At 65.3% G+C, this 14,123-nt stretch carries 15 protein-coding genes and 1 pseudogene; 5 read left to right on the top strand and 11 right to left on the bottom strand.

The window, feature by feature from the left end:
* Positions 1-63: 63 nt before the first annotated feature.
* From HWV67_RS26015 to HWV67_RS25990, 6 genes are all read right to left on the bottom strand, one after another.
* Positions 64-624 carry a DUF4136 domain-containing protein gene (locus HWV67_RS26015; protein ID WP_175653332.1) on the bottom strand — a complete coding sequence of 187 codons (561 nt, stop codon included), beginning with the start codon at positions 622-624 and terminating at the stop codon, positions 64-66.
* A 22-nt stretch (positions 625-646) separates the two neighbouring features.
* The gene (locus HWV67_RS26010; protein WP_175653331.1) at positions 647-1,270 is read right to left on the bottom strand and encodes a DUF4136 domain-containing protein; all 624 of its coding nucleotides are present in this window, start codon (positions 1,268-1,270) and stop codon (positions 647-649) included.
* Positions 1,271-1,294: 24 nt separating this feature from the next.
* A complete protein-coding gene (locus tag HWV67_RS26005; protein WP_175653330.1) occupies positions 1,295-2,044 on the bottom strand; it encodes a methyltransferase in 750 nt (249 codons plus the stop codon).
* Positions 2,041-2,346, bottom strand: a complete 306-nt coding sequence (locus HWV67_RS26000; protein ID WP_175653329.1) for a MazG-like family protein — start codon at positions 2,344-2,346, stop codon at positions 2,041-2,043. The genes HWV67_RS26005 and HWV67_RS26000 overlap by 4 nt, the downstream gene beginning before the upstream one ends.
* Positions 2,347-2,408: 62 nt before the next feature.
* Positions 2,409-3,263, bottom strand: a complete 855-nt coding sequence (locus HWV67_RS25995; protein WP_175653328.1) for a MaoC family dehydratase — start codon at positions 3,261-3,263, stop codon at positions 2,409-2,411.
* A gap of 2 nt (positions 3,264-3,265) precedes the next feature.
* The gene (locus HWV67_RS25990) at positions 3,266-4,618 is read right to left on the bottom strand and encodes a 3-oxoacyl-ACP reductase (protein ID WP_175653327.1); all 1,353 of its coding nucleotides are present in this window, start codon (positions 4,616-4,618) and stop codon (positions 3,266-3,268) included.
* A gap of 119 nt (positions 4,619-4,737) precedes the next feature.
* On the opposite strand from HWV67_RS25990, the gene HWV67_RS25985 reads away from it, so the two are divergent.
* Positions 4,738-6,015 carry an acetyl-CoA C-acetyltransferase gene (locus HWV67_RS25985; protein WP_110971332.1) on the top strand — a complete coding sequence of 426 codons (1,278 nt, stop codon included), beginning with the start codon at positions 4,738-4,740 and terminating at the stop codon, positions 6,013-6,015.
* On the opposite strand, the pseudogene HWV67_RS25980 reads toward HWV67_RS25985, so the two are convergent.
* A pseudogene (locus HWV67_RS25980) lies at positions 6,002-7,016 on the bottom strand (bile acid:sodium symporter family protein). The gene HWV67_RS25985 and the pseudogene HWV67_RS25980 overlap by 14 nt on opposite strands.
* 85 nt (positions 7,017-7,101) lie before the next feature.
* Here HWV67_RS25980 and HWV67_RS25975 point away from each other — a divergent pair.
* Both HWV67_RS25975 and HWV67_RS25970 read left to right on the top strand, forming a co-directional pair.
* Complete coding sequence (locus HWV67_RS25975) at positions 7,102-7,893, top strand: AraC family transcriptional regulator (RefSeq protein WP_110971330.1); 792 nt, start codon at positions 7,102-7,104, stop codon at positions 7,891-7,893.
* A 131-nt stretch (positions 7,894-8,024) separates the two neighbouring features.
* Positions 8,025-8,918, top strand: coding sequence for a PA4780 family RIO1-like protein kinase (locus HWV67_RS25970; RefSeq protein WP_110971329.1), 894 nt, complete (start codon positions 8,025-8,027; stop codon positions 8,916-8,918).
* Between the two features lie 143 nt (positions 8,919-9,061).
* Here the strand turns inward: HWV67_RS25970 and cueR are convergent, their stop codons facing one another.
* From cueR to HWV67_RS25955, 3 genes are read right to left on the bottom strand one after another with little or no spacing between them, the layout of a single operon-like run.
* Positions 9,062-9,460, bottom strand: a complete 399-nt coding sequence (gene cueR / locus HWV67_RS25965) for a Cu(I)-responsive transcriptional regulator (RefSeq protein WP_110971328.1) — start codon at positions 9,458-9,460, stop codon at positions 9,062-9,064.
* Complete coding sequence (locus tag HWV67_RS25960; RefSeq protein WP_175653326.1) at positions 9,457-11,859, bottom strand: heavy metal translocating P-type ATPase; 2,403 nt, start codon at positions 11,857-11,859, stop codon at positions 9,457-9,459. Before HWV67_RS25960 ends, cueR begins: the two co-directional genes overlap by 4 nt.
* Positions 11,860-11,914: 55 nt before the next feature.
* Positions 11,915-12,298, bottom strand: coding sequence for a hypothetical protein (locus tag HWV67_RS25955; RefSeq protein ID WP_175653325.1), 384 nt, complete (start codon positions 12,296-12,298; stop codon positions 11,915-11,917).
* Between the two features lie 147 nt (positions 12,299-12,445).
* On the opposite strand from HWV67_RS25955, the gene HWV67_RS25950 reads away from it, so the two are divergent.
* Positions 12,446-12,643 (top strand): heavy-metal-associated domain-containing protein, encoded by a 198-nt coding sequence (locus tag HWV67_RS25950; protein WP_095156081.1) that lies wholly within the window; start codon positions 12,446-12,448, stop codon positions 12,641-12,643.
* Between the two features lie 149 nt (positions 12,644-12,792).
* Complete coding sequence (locus tag HWV67_RS25945; protein ID WP_175653324.1) at positions 12,793-13,974, top strand: multidrug effflux MFS transporter; 1,182 nt, start codon at positions 12,793-12,795, stop codon at positions 13,972-13,974.
* On the opposite strand, the gene HWV67_RS25940 is transcribed toward HWV67_RS25945, so the two are convergent.
* A complete protein-coding gene (locus HWV67_RS25940) occupies positions 13,958-14,122 on the bottom strand; it encodes a hypothetical protein (protein WP_175653323.1) in 165 nt (54 codons plus the stop codon). The two genes, HWV67_RS25945 and HWV67_RS25940, sit on opposite strands and share 17 nt — an antisense overlap.
* Position 14,123: the final 1 nt, after the last annotated feature.

Raw genomic sequence — 14,123 nt, 5'->3', positions numbered from 1 at the left:
CAACGGAGTGTAGTCAAGAACATGGCCAGTCGCCTGTAACGGCAACTGGCCACGGACGAAGGGTCAACGGGGCGGGTAGTTGGCCAGCACCTGGGTGACGGTCTTCTGGATCGCGGTGTTGCGTTCTTCCGGGGTCGGCGGGGAGTGGGTCATGATCTGCTCGGCACTGCCGCGCCAGACCAGCTTGCCGTCGCGGCCCTCGAACAGGTCGATCTGGATGGTCGCCACCTTGTACTCGACGGTGCGGGTCTCGTTGAACGCCGGGCCGCCCCAGTAGCCTCCCCAGTAACCGCCCCACGCACCGCCGTACTGGGTGGTGATCTGTTGATGACGGTTTTCCACGATCAGGTAGGTCTGTACGTTGAGGTCGCCGCGAGTGCCGGGCTGGGCCGGGCGCAGGCCGCGCTGGTCGAGCTGCCCGCTGACGGCCTGGCGAATGCGCTGTTCAGTAAGGTCGCTCTTGATACGCGGGTCATCCGGGCGGTATTGCAGGGCCGGTTCCAGCCAGGTCCAACTGCGGTACGCGGCGAAGTCGCGGCTGGCGTCGAAGTCCTGGCTGACATTGTTGGACTGGCAGGCTGCGAGCAGTGTCAGCAGCGAGAATAAAGCGAGTCGGCGGAACATGGTTGTTCTCCAGTGACATTGGCTAGCTGGGAGGATAGCCGCTCATGGCCTTTTCGACGGCCTTGCGCAGGGCTTCGTCGCGGTCGGCCAGGGAACCCTGGCTGCCACTCTCGGCACTGGCGCTCCAGACCGGCTGGCCGCTGCCGGCATCGAACAGATCGACGCGCACCACCAGCACGTCGATCGCGTAGGTGCGGACCACGGGCACGCTGCCGTAGACCCCGTAACTGTTGCCGTAGTAACCGTGGCGATAGCCCATCCCGCCATAGCCGCCGTAGGGTGAGTAATCATCGTCACGGTATTGCCGCAGGCGCCGTTCCGTGTGCATGCCGGCGCTCACCAGCAGGTCGCCGCGACCGCCACGGGCGGGGCGCAGGCCGCGCTGGTCGAGGGCATTGCTCACCACTTCGGCCAGTTGCGCAGAGTCGGTCGAGGCATTGCCGGCGGGCAACTGGCCGTCACGCCAGGCCCAACTACGGTAGCGACCGTAGTCGCGGGCCGGTGCTGGGTAGGCGCTCTGGTCGAAGGTCGTGGCCGCCTGCGGGGGCGCGGGCGGCAAGGGCCGGGAGTCGGCGACATAAGGGTTGCTGCCCTGGCAGGCGGCCAGGGCGAGGCAAGTGAGGGCGAGGACGACACGGTACGGCATGTGGCTCTCCCAGGGCGTTGGGCCCTAACGGGGTCGACATATCCAGTGCAGGTAACGACCGAGGCCGGCAAAGGCCGGGTGACGACGGTGGGCCAGTTCCATTTCGAGCAGGTCGATCAGTTCGGCGCGGGCCTGGAATTCCGTGGGCATATAGTCATGGAACACGCGCACGCCGCTCTCGGTGTCTATCTGCCATAGACCTTCAACTTGCGCCCTGAGTTCGCGCGGATCAAGGGGTTTCTGTGGCGTCAGGCTCTGCTTTTCGCCGGCCAGGGTGTTGCGCCGCATCTTGCGGAAATGGCCTTTGAGCAGGTTGCGGTAGACCAGCGCGTCGCGGTTGTAGAACGCCAGCGACAACAGGCCATCGGGGCGGGTGAGCTGGTGCAGTACCGGCAGGATGGTTTCCGGTTCGGCGAGCCATTCCAGCACCGCGTGGCAGATCACCAGGTCATAGGGCTCGGTCAGTTCGCCGAGCAGGTCCTGCCACGGCGCCTGGATGAAGGTAGCCGGCTGGCCGGCGGCCGCGAAGCGCTCGCGGGCGCCGTCGAGCATCGGCGCGGCGGGGTCGGCCAGCGTCAGGTGATGCCCGCGCTCGGCCAGCCACAACGACATGTGGCCCAGGCCCGCGCCAATATCCAGCACCCGCAATGGGCGGTCCGGCAGGCACTCGGCTAGGTCCGCCTGGAGCACCGCGAGGCGGATCGCGCCTTTGGCGCCGCCGTAGATCTTCTCGGCGAAACGGGTCGCCAGGGCATCGAAATGACGGTCGTTCATTTGGCGAAGCGCCTCTCGCTATCGGCCAGTTTGGCGCGCACCACCTGCTCCATGTCCAGGCCCAGTTCGCTGCACAGCAACAGCAGGTAGAGCACCACATCGCCCACTTCCTGGCCGGCGTGTTCCAGTTGTTCGGCGGACAACTGCCGCGACTGGTCCTCGCTCAGCCACTGGAAGATTTCCACCAGCTCGGCCATTTCAACGCTGGCGGCCATGGCCAGGTTTTTCGGGCTGTGAAAACCGCGCCAGTCATTGTTGTCGCGGATGCGGTGCAGCCGTTGAGTGAGTTCTTGCAAATTCATGTGGGGTCTCCTGAGGCGGTATAGCTTCAGGGGGAAGCGGGTGGCTGGCAAGCGATGCGTGTCTAATCGACCGGCCGCCATGTGCCGCTCATATGCACCAGCCCGCCATGCCCGCTCAAGCGGAACTGCCCGCTCGGCGCCTCCTTGCTGCCATCCAGGATGACCTCGCTCGGCAGCCGCACCGGCTTGTGGAAATCCACCGCCACTTCATAGCCACTGCGCGGCAGGTGTCCGCGCAGGTGAGCCAGGGCCACGGCCTTGCTCCACATGCCATGGGCGATGGCCTGTGGAAAACCGAACAACTTCGCGGTCGCGGCGCTGAGGTGGATGGGGTTGTAGTCGCCGCAGACCCTGGCGTAATGCCGGCCGATATCGCTGTCGGCATACCAGCGGGTCAGCTCGCTCATTTCCAGTTCTGCCGGCGCTTGCGCGACGGGCGGCTCGCCTTCGAGTTTCATGCCGCGACAGAGCATGCGGCTGCTCTCCGACCAGAGCAGCCCGAGGCCGTCTTCGGCGTCGGTGCGCAGGTCGAAGGTGGCGCCTTTTTCGTGAGGCTGAAGGTTATCCACAGACACCGCGAAGCGCAGCCGCGAAACACCGCCCAACGGGCGCAGCACACGGATTCGATTGCTCAGGTGCACCAGCCCCAGTAGCGGAAACGGAAACGCTTTGTCCGTCAGCAACTGCAATTGCAGGGTGAACGCCATCACATGTGGATAAGTCGGCGGCAGGCGTCCGTCGTTGCTGAACAGGCAGAGCTTGCGGTAAGCGGCCAGATTGCGTTCATCGACGCTGAGCGAGCAGCGCAGGCCGGTGGTCGGCAGCGTGTCGCCGCTGATCTTGCGCTTGCTCGCAGCCTTCAGGTACAGCCCGGAAAGGCCGGCGGTGTGACCAACGTCGTGCCAGGTCTGGGTCATGTTCAGGCCCCCATCACGGCTTGGCCGCACACCCGCAGCACCTGGCCGTTGACCGCGCCGCTGCCCGGCTGCGACAGCCAGGCGACCGCTTCGGCAACGTCCTGCGGCAGGCCGCCCTGGCCAAGGGAACTCATGCGCCGCCCGGCTTCACGCAAGGTGAACGGGATGGCTGCGGTCATGCGGGTTTCGATAAACCCTGGCGCCACGGCGTTGATGCTGGCGCCGCGCTCGGCCAGCAACGGCGCCCAGGCTTGCGCGAGGCCGATCAGCCCGGCCTTGCTCGCCGCGTAGTTGGATTGCCCGCGGTTGCCGGCGATACCGCTGATGGAGGCGAGCAGGACGATCCGCGCGTTGTCGTGCAGGGCGCCGCTGTCGAGCAGGGCCTGGGTCAGCACAGACGGGGCCTTGAGGTTGACCGCCAGCACCGAGTCCCAGTATTCCGGGGTCATGTTGGCCAGGGTCTTGTCGCGGGTGATGCCGGCGTTGTGCACGACGATATCGATGCCCTCCGGCAGGCCTTCGAGCAGTTGCGCCGCTGCGTCGCTGGCGCAGATATCCAGCGGCAAGGCACGGCCGCCGAGACGCTCGGCCAGGGCGTGCAGATCATCGCTGGCCTGCGGTACATCCAGCAGCACGACGTCGGCGCCGTCCCGGGCCAGGGTTTCGGCGATGGACGCGCCAATGCCCCGCGCCGCGCCGGTGACCAGCGCCTTGCGCCCGGCGAGCGGGCGGGTCCAGTCCTGCACTTCGCTGGCGCAGGCTTCCAGGCGCAACACCTGGCCGCTGATGAACGCGCTTTTCGGCGAAAGGAAGAAACGCAGCGCGCCTTCGAGCTGGTCTTCCGCATCGCGGGACACATAGAGCAGTTGCAGGGTGCCGCCGTTGCGCAGTTCCTTGGCCAGCGACCGGCTGAAACCTTCCAGAGCGCGCTGGGCGACCCTGGCCAGTACGTCATCGAGGTGTTCCGGCGCACGCCCGAGAATGACGATATGCGCGCTGCCGGCAAGGCTGCGGAGCAACGGCTGGAAGAACTCGCGCAGTTGCTTGAGCTGATCGATATCACTGATGGCACTGGCGTCGAACACCACCGCCTTGAGCTTGCTGCCCAGCCCGGCAACCCAGGCCGGCAAGCCTAGGGCTTCGTCGGCGAAGCTGTAGGACTCGTCGGTGAGACGATTGGCGAACGCCGCCACCTTCGCCGCCAGCGGCCCGCCACCCAGCAGCAGGGCGCCTTCCACCGGGCGCAGCCGGCCGGCTTCCCAGCGCTCCAGGCGGGCTGGCGCGGGCAGGCCGACAGCGCCTACTACACGGCGTCCGAAATCGGAGTTGGCGAAGTTGATATAGCGATCGCTCATGAGTACGTCTCCCTGAAATAAGCCACAAAGTGTGGACCATGATCGGCCATTGGTCGTTCGCTCCAGGAAAAAACACCTACGCTGTAGGCGTCTATTTCGCGAAGTAAGGAAAGTTTTCTATGCGAGTTTTGCGCCGGGTCGCGATCATTGGCGGCAATCGAATCCCTTTCGCCCGCTCCAACGGCCCTTATGCCCGCGCCAGCAATCAGATGATGCTGACCGCGGCCCTGGAAGGGCTGATCGAGCGCTTCAGCCTGCACGGCCTGCGCCTGGGCGAGGTGGCTGCGGGGGCAGTGCTCAAGCATTCCCGCGATTTCAACCTGACCCGTGAATGCGTGCTTGGCTCGCGTCTGTCGGCACAGACCCCGGCCTACGACATCCAGCAGGCCTGTGGCACCGGTCTGGAAGCGGCGTTGATGGTCGCTAACAAGATCGCCCTGGGGCAGATCGAATGCGGCATTGCCGGCGGCGTCGACACCACCTCCGATGCACCCATCGCCGTCAACGAAGGCCTGCGCCGGGTGCTGCTGGAAGCGAATCGCGGCAAGAGCACCGCAGACAAACTCAAGGCCCTGCTCAAGCTGCGGCCAAGCTTTTTGAAACCCGAACTGCCGCGCAATGGCGAGCCGCGGACCGGGCTGTCGATGGGCGAGCATTGCGAGCTGATGGCGCAGACCTGGCAGATCGGCCGCCAGGAGCAGGACGAACTGGCGCTGCGCAGCCACCAGAACATGGCCGCATCCTTCGCCGAAGGCTGGCACAACGATTTGCTGACGCCGTTCCAGGGCTTGTCCCGCGACCACAACCTGCGCCCGGACCTGACCCTGGAAAAGCTCGCCAGTCTCAAGCCGGTGTTCGAGCGCAGCGAGAAGGGCACCCTCACCGCGGGCAACTCGACGCCGCTCACCGACGGCGCCTCGGTGGTGCTGTTGGCGAGTGAGGAATGGGCGAAAGAGCGCGGCCTGCCGGTGCTGGCCTACTTGCTGGACGGCGAGAACGCCGCGGTGGATTTCGTCAAAGGTCACGAAGGCTTGTTGATGGCGCCGGTCTACGCGGTGCCGCGGCTGCTCGCGCGTCACGGCCTGAGCCTGCAGGACTTCGATTACTACGAAATCCACGAAGCCTTCGCCGCGCAGGTGCTGTGCACCCTGAAAGCCTGGGAAGACGCCGACTACTGCCGCGAGCGGCTGGGCCTCGACCAGCCGCTGGGGTCCATCGACCGCAGCCGGTTGAACGTGAAGGGCAGCTCGCTGGCCGCCGGTCACCCGTTCGCTGCTACGGGCGGGCGCATTGTCGCCAACCTGGCCAAGTTGCTCGACCAGGCGGGTCAGGGCCGCGGGCTGATTTCCATCTGCGCTGCGGGCGGTCAGGGCGTGACGGCGATTATCGAGCGCTGACCAGGGCGGCGGCTTCCCGGGCCGGCTGGTTGGCGTAGTGCTCGGCCATGATCGAGCAGACGATCAACTGCAGCGGGTGATAGATCATGATCGGCAGCAGGATCAGCCCCAGGCCCGGGTGGGCGCCGAAAATCAGTGCGGCCATCGGTGCCCCGGCGGCCAGGGACTTTGCTGGCGCAGAACACCGCGGCGATCTCGTCGGGGCGGCTGAATTTCAGCGCCCGCGCGCTGCGGGTGGTCAGCCACAGGACCAGCGCCAGCAGCAGCGCGCTGCCGACGAGGGCGGTGACGATCACCGACAGCCCTTGTTGCTGCCACATGCCCGACATCATCGAGTTGCAGAACGCCGCGTAGACCAGCAGCAGGATCACCAGCTTGTCCATGACATTGGTGTAGCGCTTGTGCCGGGCGAAGAAGCGTCCCAGCCAGGGCCGCAGCAACTGGCCCAGCAGCAGCGGCGCCAGCAGCAGGCCACAGAGGTCGAGCAGGGTGGCGCCTAGGTCGATGCCGTCGCTGCCGCTGCCCACCACCAGACTCACCAGCCATGGGGTGATGAAGATACCCAGCACGCTGGACAGGCTGGCGTTGAGGATCGCCGCCGGGACGTTGCCGCCGGCGCTGCCGGTCAGCGCCACCGAGGACGAAATGGTCGAGGGCAGGGCGCACAGGTAGAGGAAACCGAGCATCAGCAGCGCCGGAATCTGGCTGCCGAGCAGTGTCTTGCCCAGCAGCCACAGCAGCGGGAAGACCACGAAGGTGAAGACTTGCACCATCAGGTGCAGGCGGGTGTTCTTCAGGCCGTGGCGGATCTGCTCGCTGGACAGGTTGATGCCGTGGAGGAAGAACACCAGGAACACGCCGATGTTGATCACGTACTCGGCATGCATCGCCCCGCCCGCCGCGCCGAAGTGCGGGAACAGCCAGGCGAGAAAGGTGGCCAGGAACATACCGCAGAGGAACCAGTCGGTAACCACGCGCTTGAGGTGCTTGAGTGCTTGCATAGGCGGACCTTCGAATCATCTTGTAATAATCGTGGTTGAGGCTAACCTGCCCGTCAGTTTCCGTCTTGCGACATAAGGCCAAGCGATGCCGAGTAACGGACAAAATTCCGCCCCTCGTCGGATTCCCGACCTGACGGCGCTGCCGCGGCCGCTGTATGCCCGTGCCGAAAGCCTCGGCGCCGGCTCCTGGACGCCGCGTCATCGGCATGATTGGGTGCAGTTTTCCTACGCCATCAGCGGAGTGCTCGGGGTACATACCGCCGAGGGCAGCTATTTCGCTCCGCCGCAGTGGGGCGTGTGGATTCCGGCCGGGGTCGAGCATGAGGTGATCACCTCGACGCGGGCGGAAATGCGCAGCCTGTATGTGCGCAGCGAAGATTCGTCCTGGGCTGCATCGCACTGCCGGGTGCTGGAGGTGACGCCGCTGGCGCGGGAGCTGATCAAGCAGTTTTGCGTGTACCCGGTGGACTACCCGGAAGGCGACAGCCACGAGGCCCATCTGGTACAGGTCTTGCTCGATCAGTTGCAGCGTTTGCCGGAGGTGGGCTTCTCGCTGCCTTCGCCGCAACACCCCGGTTTGTTGAGGTTATGCAACGAACTGCTGGCCCATCCTGAGCAGGCGCACACCCTTGAACACTGGGCTCAGCGCCTGGGGCGATCGGAAAAAACCCTGATGCGGCTGTTCCAGCGCGAGACCGGTTTGAGTTTTCGTGCGTGGCGTCAGCGCATGCGTCTGTTATCGTCCCTCGACGCACTTGAACAGGGCCAGAGTGTCACCCAGGCGGCGCTGGGCTGTGGTTATGACTCGACCTCGGCCTTCATCGCCGCCTTCAAAGGATTATTTGGTGCCACCCCAGGGGAACTGTTCAGAAATTGAGCTGACGTAAATTGAAACCCCTCGCCCTTGATCCGGGTCCGTTTCCGGCAGGGCGCTTGAGCTATCGTGTGCGCGCGGCGCCACGGCAGCGCATTCATTAGTGGCAGAGACAGGAGCAAGAACAAAAGCCGATGAAGACTCCCAAACGGATAGAACCGCTGATCGAAGACGGTCTGGTCGATGAAGTGCTGCGCCCGCTGATGAGCGGAAAGGAAGCGGCGGTGTATGTCGTGCGTTGCGGCCAGCAATTGCGCTGCGCCAAGGTCTACAAGGAAGCGAACAAACGCAGTTTCCGCCAGGCCGCCGAGTACCAGGAAGGGCGCAAGGTGCGCAACAGCCGCCAGGCCCGGGCCATGGCCAAGGGCTCGAAGTACGGTCGCAAGGAAGCCGAGGATGCCTGGCAGAACGCCGAAGTGGCGGCGCTGTTCCGCCTGGCCAGTGCCGGCGTGCGGGTGCCCAAGCCCTTCGATTTCCTCGATGGTGTGCTGTTGATGGAACTGGTCGCCGGCGACGACGGCCAGGCCGCGCCGCGGCTCAACGATGTCGACCTGGAGCCGGAACAGGCCCGTGAGTACCACGCCTTCGTCATTCGTCAGATCGTGCTGATGCTGTGCGCGGGCCTGGTGCACGGTGACCTTTCCGAGTTCAACGTGCTACTCGACCCGGAAGGCCCGGTGATCATCGACCTGCCGCAGGCCGTGGACGCCGCCGCCAACAACCACGCTTTCAGCATGCTGGAGCGGGATGTGGCGAACATGGCCCACTACTTCGGGCGTTTCGCCCCGGAACTCAAGGAAACCCGCTTTGCCCGCGAGATGTGGTCGCTGTACCAGGCGGGTGAGCTGCAACCGGACAGCGTCCTGAGCGGGCAGTGGAAAGACGATGAGCACACCGCTGATGTGAACGGCGTGATGCGGGAAATCGAAGCGGCGCGGATCGACGACGAGCGGCGCAAGGCGGCCAAGGTCGATGCCGAGCGCGGCCCGACCAAGGGCGAGGAACCCCCGCCCCCGTGGATGCAGTGAACTGGCTCGGTACGAAATGCATCCGAACTCGCCCATGCTGCGTTGAAAACAGGCTCGGAATGCTCATTGACAACCAGTCAACTCCGCTTCCTCGCCTGTTTTCGCCTTGCCTGGCCTTCGCTCGAATACATCTCGTACCGAGCCTAGTGACAGCAACCGGCTGCCAGGTCCTTGAGGATCGGGCAGTCGGGGCGATCATCGCCCTGGCAGTGGGCGACCAGCTCGCTGAGGGTGTCGCGCAGGCTCACCAACTCTTCAATGCGCCGGTTGAGGTCGGCGATATGTTCGCTGGCCAACGCCTTCACGTCGGCGCTGGCGCGCTGGCGGTCTTGCCACAGGGTCAGCAGTTTCGCCACTTCTTCCAATGAAAACCCCAGGTCTCGCGAGCGCTTGATGAACGTCAGGCTGTGCAGGTCGTCCTGCTGGTAGAGACGGTAGCCGCTGTCGCTGCGCGAGGCCGGCTTGAGCAGGCCGATGGACTCGTAATAGCGGATCATCTTCGCGCTCAGACCCGTGCGCTTGGCCGCCTGGCCGATATTCATGGCTTTTGCTCCTCTGTCGGCGTGTCCGGTTTCCAGGTTTTGAGCAGCAGGGCGTTACTCACCACGCTGACGCTCGACAGCGCCATCGCTGCGCCGGCCAGTACCGGGTTGAGCAGGCCGAAGGCGGCCAGTGGAATTCCGATCAGGTTGTAGATGAAGGCCCAGAACAGGTTCTGGCGAATCTTCGCGTAGGTCTTGCGGCTGATTTCCAGCGCCGCGGGCACCAGGCGCGGATCACCGCGCATCAGGGTGATGCCGGCAGCCTGCATGGCGACGTCGGTGCCGCCGCCCATGGCGATGCCGATATCGGCGGCAGCCAGGGCCGGGGCATCGTTGATACCGTCGCCGACCATCGCCACCACGCCGGTCTTCTTCAGCGCGCCGACTTCGGCGGCTTTATCTGCGGGCAGCACTTCGGCGTGCACGTCCTTGATGCCCAAGGCCTCGGCCACCACCTTGGCGCTGCCGCGGTTGTCACCGGTCAGCAGGTGGCTGCTGATGCCTTGCGCGGCCAGTTGCTTCACGGCCTGCTCGGCGCCGGGCTTGAGGCTGTCACCGAAGGCGAACAGGCCCAGCACCCGCGTCTGCGGAGCACGCTCGATCAGCCAGGACAAGGTGCGGCCCTCGGCTTCCCAGGCTTGCGCGTTAGTTGCCAGCTCGCCCGGCTGCAAGCCGCTTTCATCCAGCAGGCGGCGGTTGCCCAGCGCCAGCGAGCGGCCGTCGAGGCTGCCGGCGATACCGCGACCGGTCAGCGATTGGCTGTCCTGGATCTCGGGTACGTTCAGTTGTTGTTCGGCACAGGCATCCAGCACCGCCTTGGCCAGCGGGTGCTCGCTGCCGCGCTGCAGGGCGCCGGCCAGTTGCAGCAATTCTTCGGGTTGCACTGCCAGCGCCTGGCTGTGGACGATGCGCGGGCTGCCGGAGGTGAGGGTGCCGGTCTTGTCGAAGACCACGCGGTTCACCGCATGGGCGCGCTCGAGGGCTTCGGCGTCCTTGATCAGGATGCCGTGGCGCGCGGCCACGCCCGTGCCGGCCATGATCGCGGTGGGCGTTGCCAGGCCGAGGGCGCACGGACAGGCGATCACCAGCACGGCGACGGCATTGATCAGCGCCACTTCCATGGAGGCGCCGGCCAGCCACCAGCCGATCAGGGTGAGCAGCGCCAGCACCAGCACCGTGGGCACGAACACCTGGCTGACCCGGTCCACCAGTTTCTGGATCGGTGCCTTGGCCGCCTGAGCGTCTTCCACCAGCCGAATGATCCGCGCCAGCACGGTTTCCGTGCCCAGCGCCAGGGTGCGGACCAGCAGCCGGCCTTCGCCGTTGATGGCGCCGCCGGTGACACGATCCCCCGGCTGCTTGGGAACCGGCAGGCTCTCGCCGCTGATCAGTGCTTCATCGGCGTGGCTCTGGCCTTCGATGACCTCGCCGTCCACCGGAAAGCGCTCACCGGGCTTGACCAGCACCAGGTCGTCCAGGCGCAGTGCGCTGATCGGTACGTCGCGCTCCACGCCGTCCACCACTTGCAGTGCGCGTTCCGGGCGCAAGGCTTCGAGGGCGCGGATGGCGCTGGCGGTCTGGCGCTTGGCGCGGCTTTCCAGGTATTTGCCCAGCAGCACCAGCGCGATGACCACCGCTGAGGCTTCGAAATACAGGTGCGGTGCCATGCCGGCGTGGGCCTGGCTCCATTCGTACAGGCTCAGGCCGTAGCCGGCGCTGGTGCCGAGGGCGACCAGCAGGTCCATATTGCCGGCGCCGGCCCGCACCGCTTTCCAGGCCGCGACATAGAACCGCGCCCCGAGCACGAACTGCACCGGAGTGGCCAGGGCGAACTGTGCCCAGGCCGGGAGCATCCACTCGATACCGAAGGGTTGCAGCAGCATCGGCAACACCAGCGGCAGGGCCAGCAGCAAGGCGATGCCCACCGCCCAGCGTTCGTTGCGCAGACGCCGTTCGCTGTCATCGACGGCGGTCTGGCCGGTGTGTGGAAGGCTGGCGCTGTAGCCGGCGCGCTCGACGGCGGCAATCAGCAGGCTGCTGTCGGGTTGGCCGATGACTTCGACATGGGCACGTTCGCTGGCGAGGTTGACGCTGACCGATTGCACCCCGGACACCTTGTTCAGGGCCCGCTCGACACGGCCGGCGCAGGACGCGCAGGTCATGCCGCCGATCTGCAACTCCAGGCTTTGCAGCGGCACGCTGTAGCCGGCCTGGCTGACCGCTTCCACCAGCGCCGGCAGGCGGTCGGCCGGGGCGAGGATGCGGGCCTGCTCGGTGGCGAGGTTGACGTTGACCTGCTCGGCGCCGGCGACTTTGCGCAGCGCCCGCTCCACCCGACCCGCGCAACTGGCGCAGGTCATGCCGGAGATCGGCAGGTCGAAGGTGATTGACTCGGGCATGGGGGCTCTCCTCCGTGGACTGGCCGCCAGCATCAACCTTGCCATGCTGGCAAGGTCAATAGTTCAAGTCGGCCTTCTTCAGGTAGAGGCCATATTGGCCCGAGGCGATGCGGTATTTGTTGACCTGGCCGTTCTGCAGGGTGAATTGCTGGCTACGCTGGTTTTCGATGCCGTTGTAGCAGCCCGGCGCCTGGCCTGGCAGTAGACGCAGGCGGATATCCACCTGGCCGGCCGGCAGGTTGAAAGAGACGGAGTCTTCCTGGAATACGCGACCGGAGAGCTGGTCGTTGAGGTAAATCCCGATCTCGCATGTGGTGGCCACTTCCAGGCGCTCGCGGGAAATGATCAGCACGCTGTAGTCCTGACTTTCAGCGATGGCCGGGGAAACGCTGCTGAACAGCCCCAGCACACCGAGAAGGCCCAACGCTGCCTTGCCCATGGATGAATCTCCTGCTGATGAATCGACAAGCACGCAGCTTGGCCGAGGCGGGCGAGGATTTCCAGCCCGGCAGCGCCACGACAAACTTGACCTTGCCCCGGTGGCAAGCTTGAGACTGCGACCAAATCCAACCAGGAGGTAGCGACGATGCAAGTATTCAATGTGCAAGGCATGACCTGCGGCCACTGCGTCAAGGCCGTGACCAACGCGGTCCAGCGTGAAGATGCGACGGCCCAGGTGACCGTCGATCTGGCGCAGAAACAGGTGTCGGTGAAGAGCGAATTGCCGTCGGAGCAGATTCTCGAACTGATCCGCGAAGAAGGCTACGAAGCTCGCGCAATCTGAGTGATCGAGCCTCATCGCCGGCCAGCGTTCCGCTTGCCGGCGATGAACGCCGAATCAATGACCGTCTGGAATTTCCTTATAACTCCTTCAGCGAGAACCCCGTGGGCCAGTTAGACTAGCCAACTTGCTTAGCCTGCTACGGATTCCCGATGAACCTGCGAACCATCCTCATACTCGGCGCACTCAGTGCGTTCGGGCCGTTGGCGATTGACTTCTATCTGCCCGGCTTTCCCGCGATGGCGGTGGCCTTCGGCACCGATGAAAAACATATCCAGACCACCCTTGCGGCGTATTTCCTCGGCCTGTCCATCGGTCAACTGGCCTATGGCCCGGTAGCCGACCGCTTTGGCCGGCGCATCCCGCTGTTGGCCGGCGTCACCTTGTTCACCCTGGCATCGCTGGCCTGCGCCTTTGCGCCAAGCCTGGATACGCTGGTGGTCGCACGCTTCGTCCAAGCCCTGGGCGGCTGCGCGGGAATGGTGCTGTCGCGGGCGATCGTCAGCGACAAGTGTGACGCGGTCGGCTCGGCGAAAGTGTTCTCGCAATTGATGCTGGTGATGGGGCTGGCGCCGATCCTCGCGCCGATGCTCGGCGGGGTGCTGGTCAACCTGTATGGCTGGCAGTCTATCTTCATCGCCCTGACGCTGTTCAGTGCCGCCTGCGCGCTGACCGTGGCCTGGGGCTTGCCGGAAAGCCTGCCGGCGAATCAGCCGCGGCCACCGTTGTCGGGGGCGCTGGGGCAATACGGGCGATTGCTCAAGGATGGCGTGTTTCTCGGTTACGCCCTGACCGGCGGGATCGCCATGGCCGGGATGTTTGCCTACGTCGCCGGTTCACCGTTCGTCTTCATCAAGTTGTACGGCGTGCCGGCCGAGCACTACGGCTGGCTGTTCGGCATGAATGCGGCGGGGTTCATCCTGGTGGCGCAAGTCAACGCTCGCCTGTTGGCCAAGCGCGCGCCGAGCTCGCTGCTGGCGCGCACGATCTGGGTGTACTTGCTGGCGGGTCTGGTGGTGTTGGGCATCAGCGCGCTGCACACGCAAGCGCTGTGGCCGCTGTTGGTGCCGTTGTTCCTGTGTATCGCCAGCCTGGGCTGCATCATTCCCAACGCCTCGGCCTGCGCGATGAACGGGCAGGGCGCTCGCGCCGGCAGTGCCTCGGCATTGCTGGGTTGTCTGCAGTTCAGTGTGGCGGCGGGGGCGGCGGGGCTGGTGAGCGCGTTGCACGATGGCACCGCGCTCCCCATGGCATTGGTCATCACCCTGTGCGGTGCCGGGGCGGTGACAGCGGCGGTATTGACCCGCCGCCTGCAGCTCAAGCGTAGCGCCTGAGCGGATGCGGCGCCTGAAGCCGGGTTTGCAGGGTGTTGATAAAGGCCCGGGCTTCGGCCTCGCTGCGAAAACTCACCACATGCTGATCGAGCCGGACTTCCCAAGGGCAGCCCGGTTTTTTGCCTGACGCATTGAGCACAATCTTCATC

It is taken from the genome of Pseudomonas sp. Marseille-P9899 (assembly GCF_903166565.1).
GTDB lineage: Bacteria > Pseudomonadota > Gammaproteobacteria > Pseudomonadales > Pseudomonadaceae > Aquipseudomonas > Aquipseudomonas huaxiensis.
Note: the sequence above shows the minus strand (reverse complement) of the source record. Positions and strands in the feature narration are given on the sequence as shown.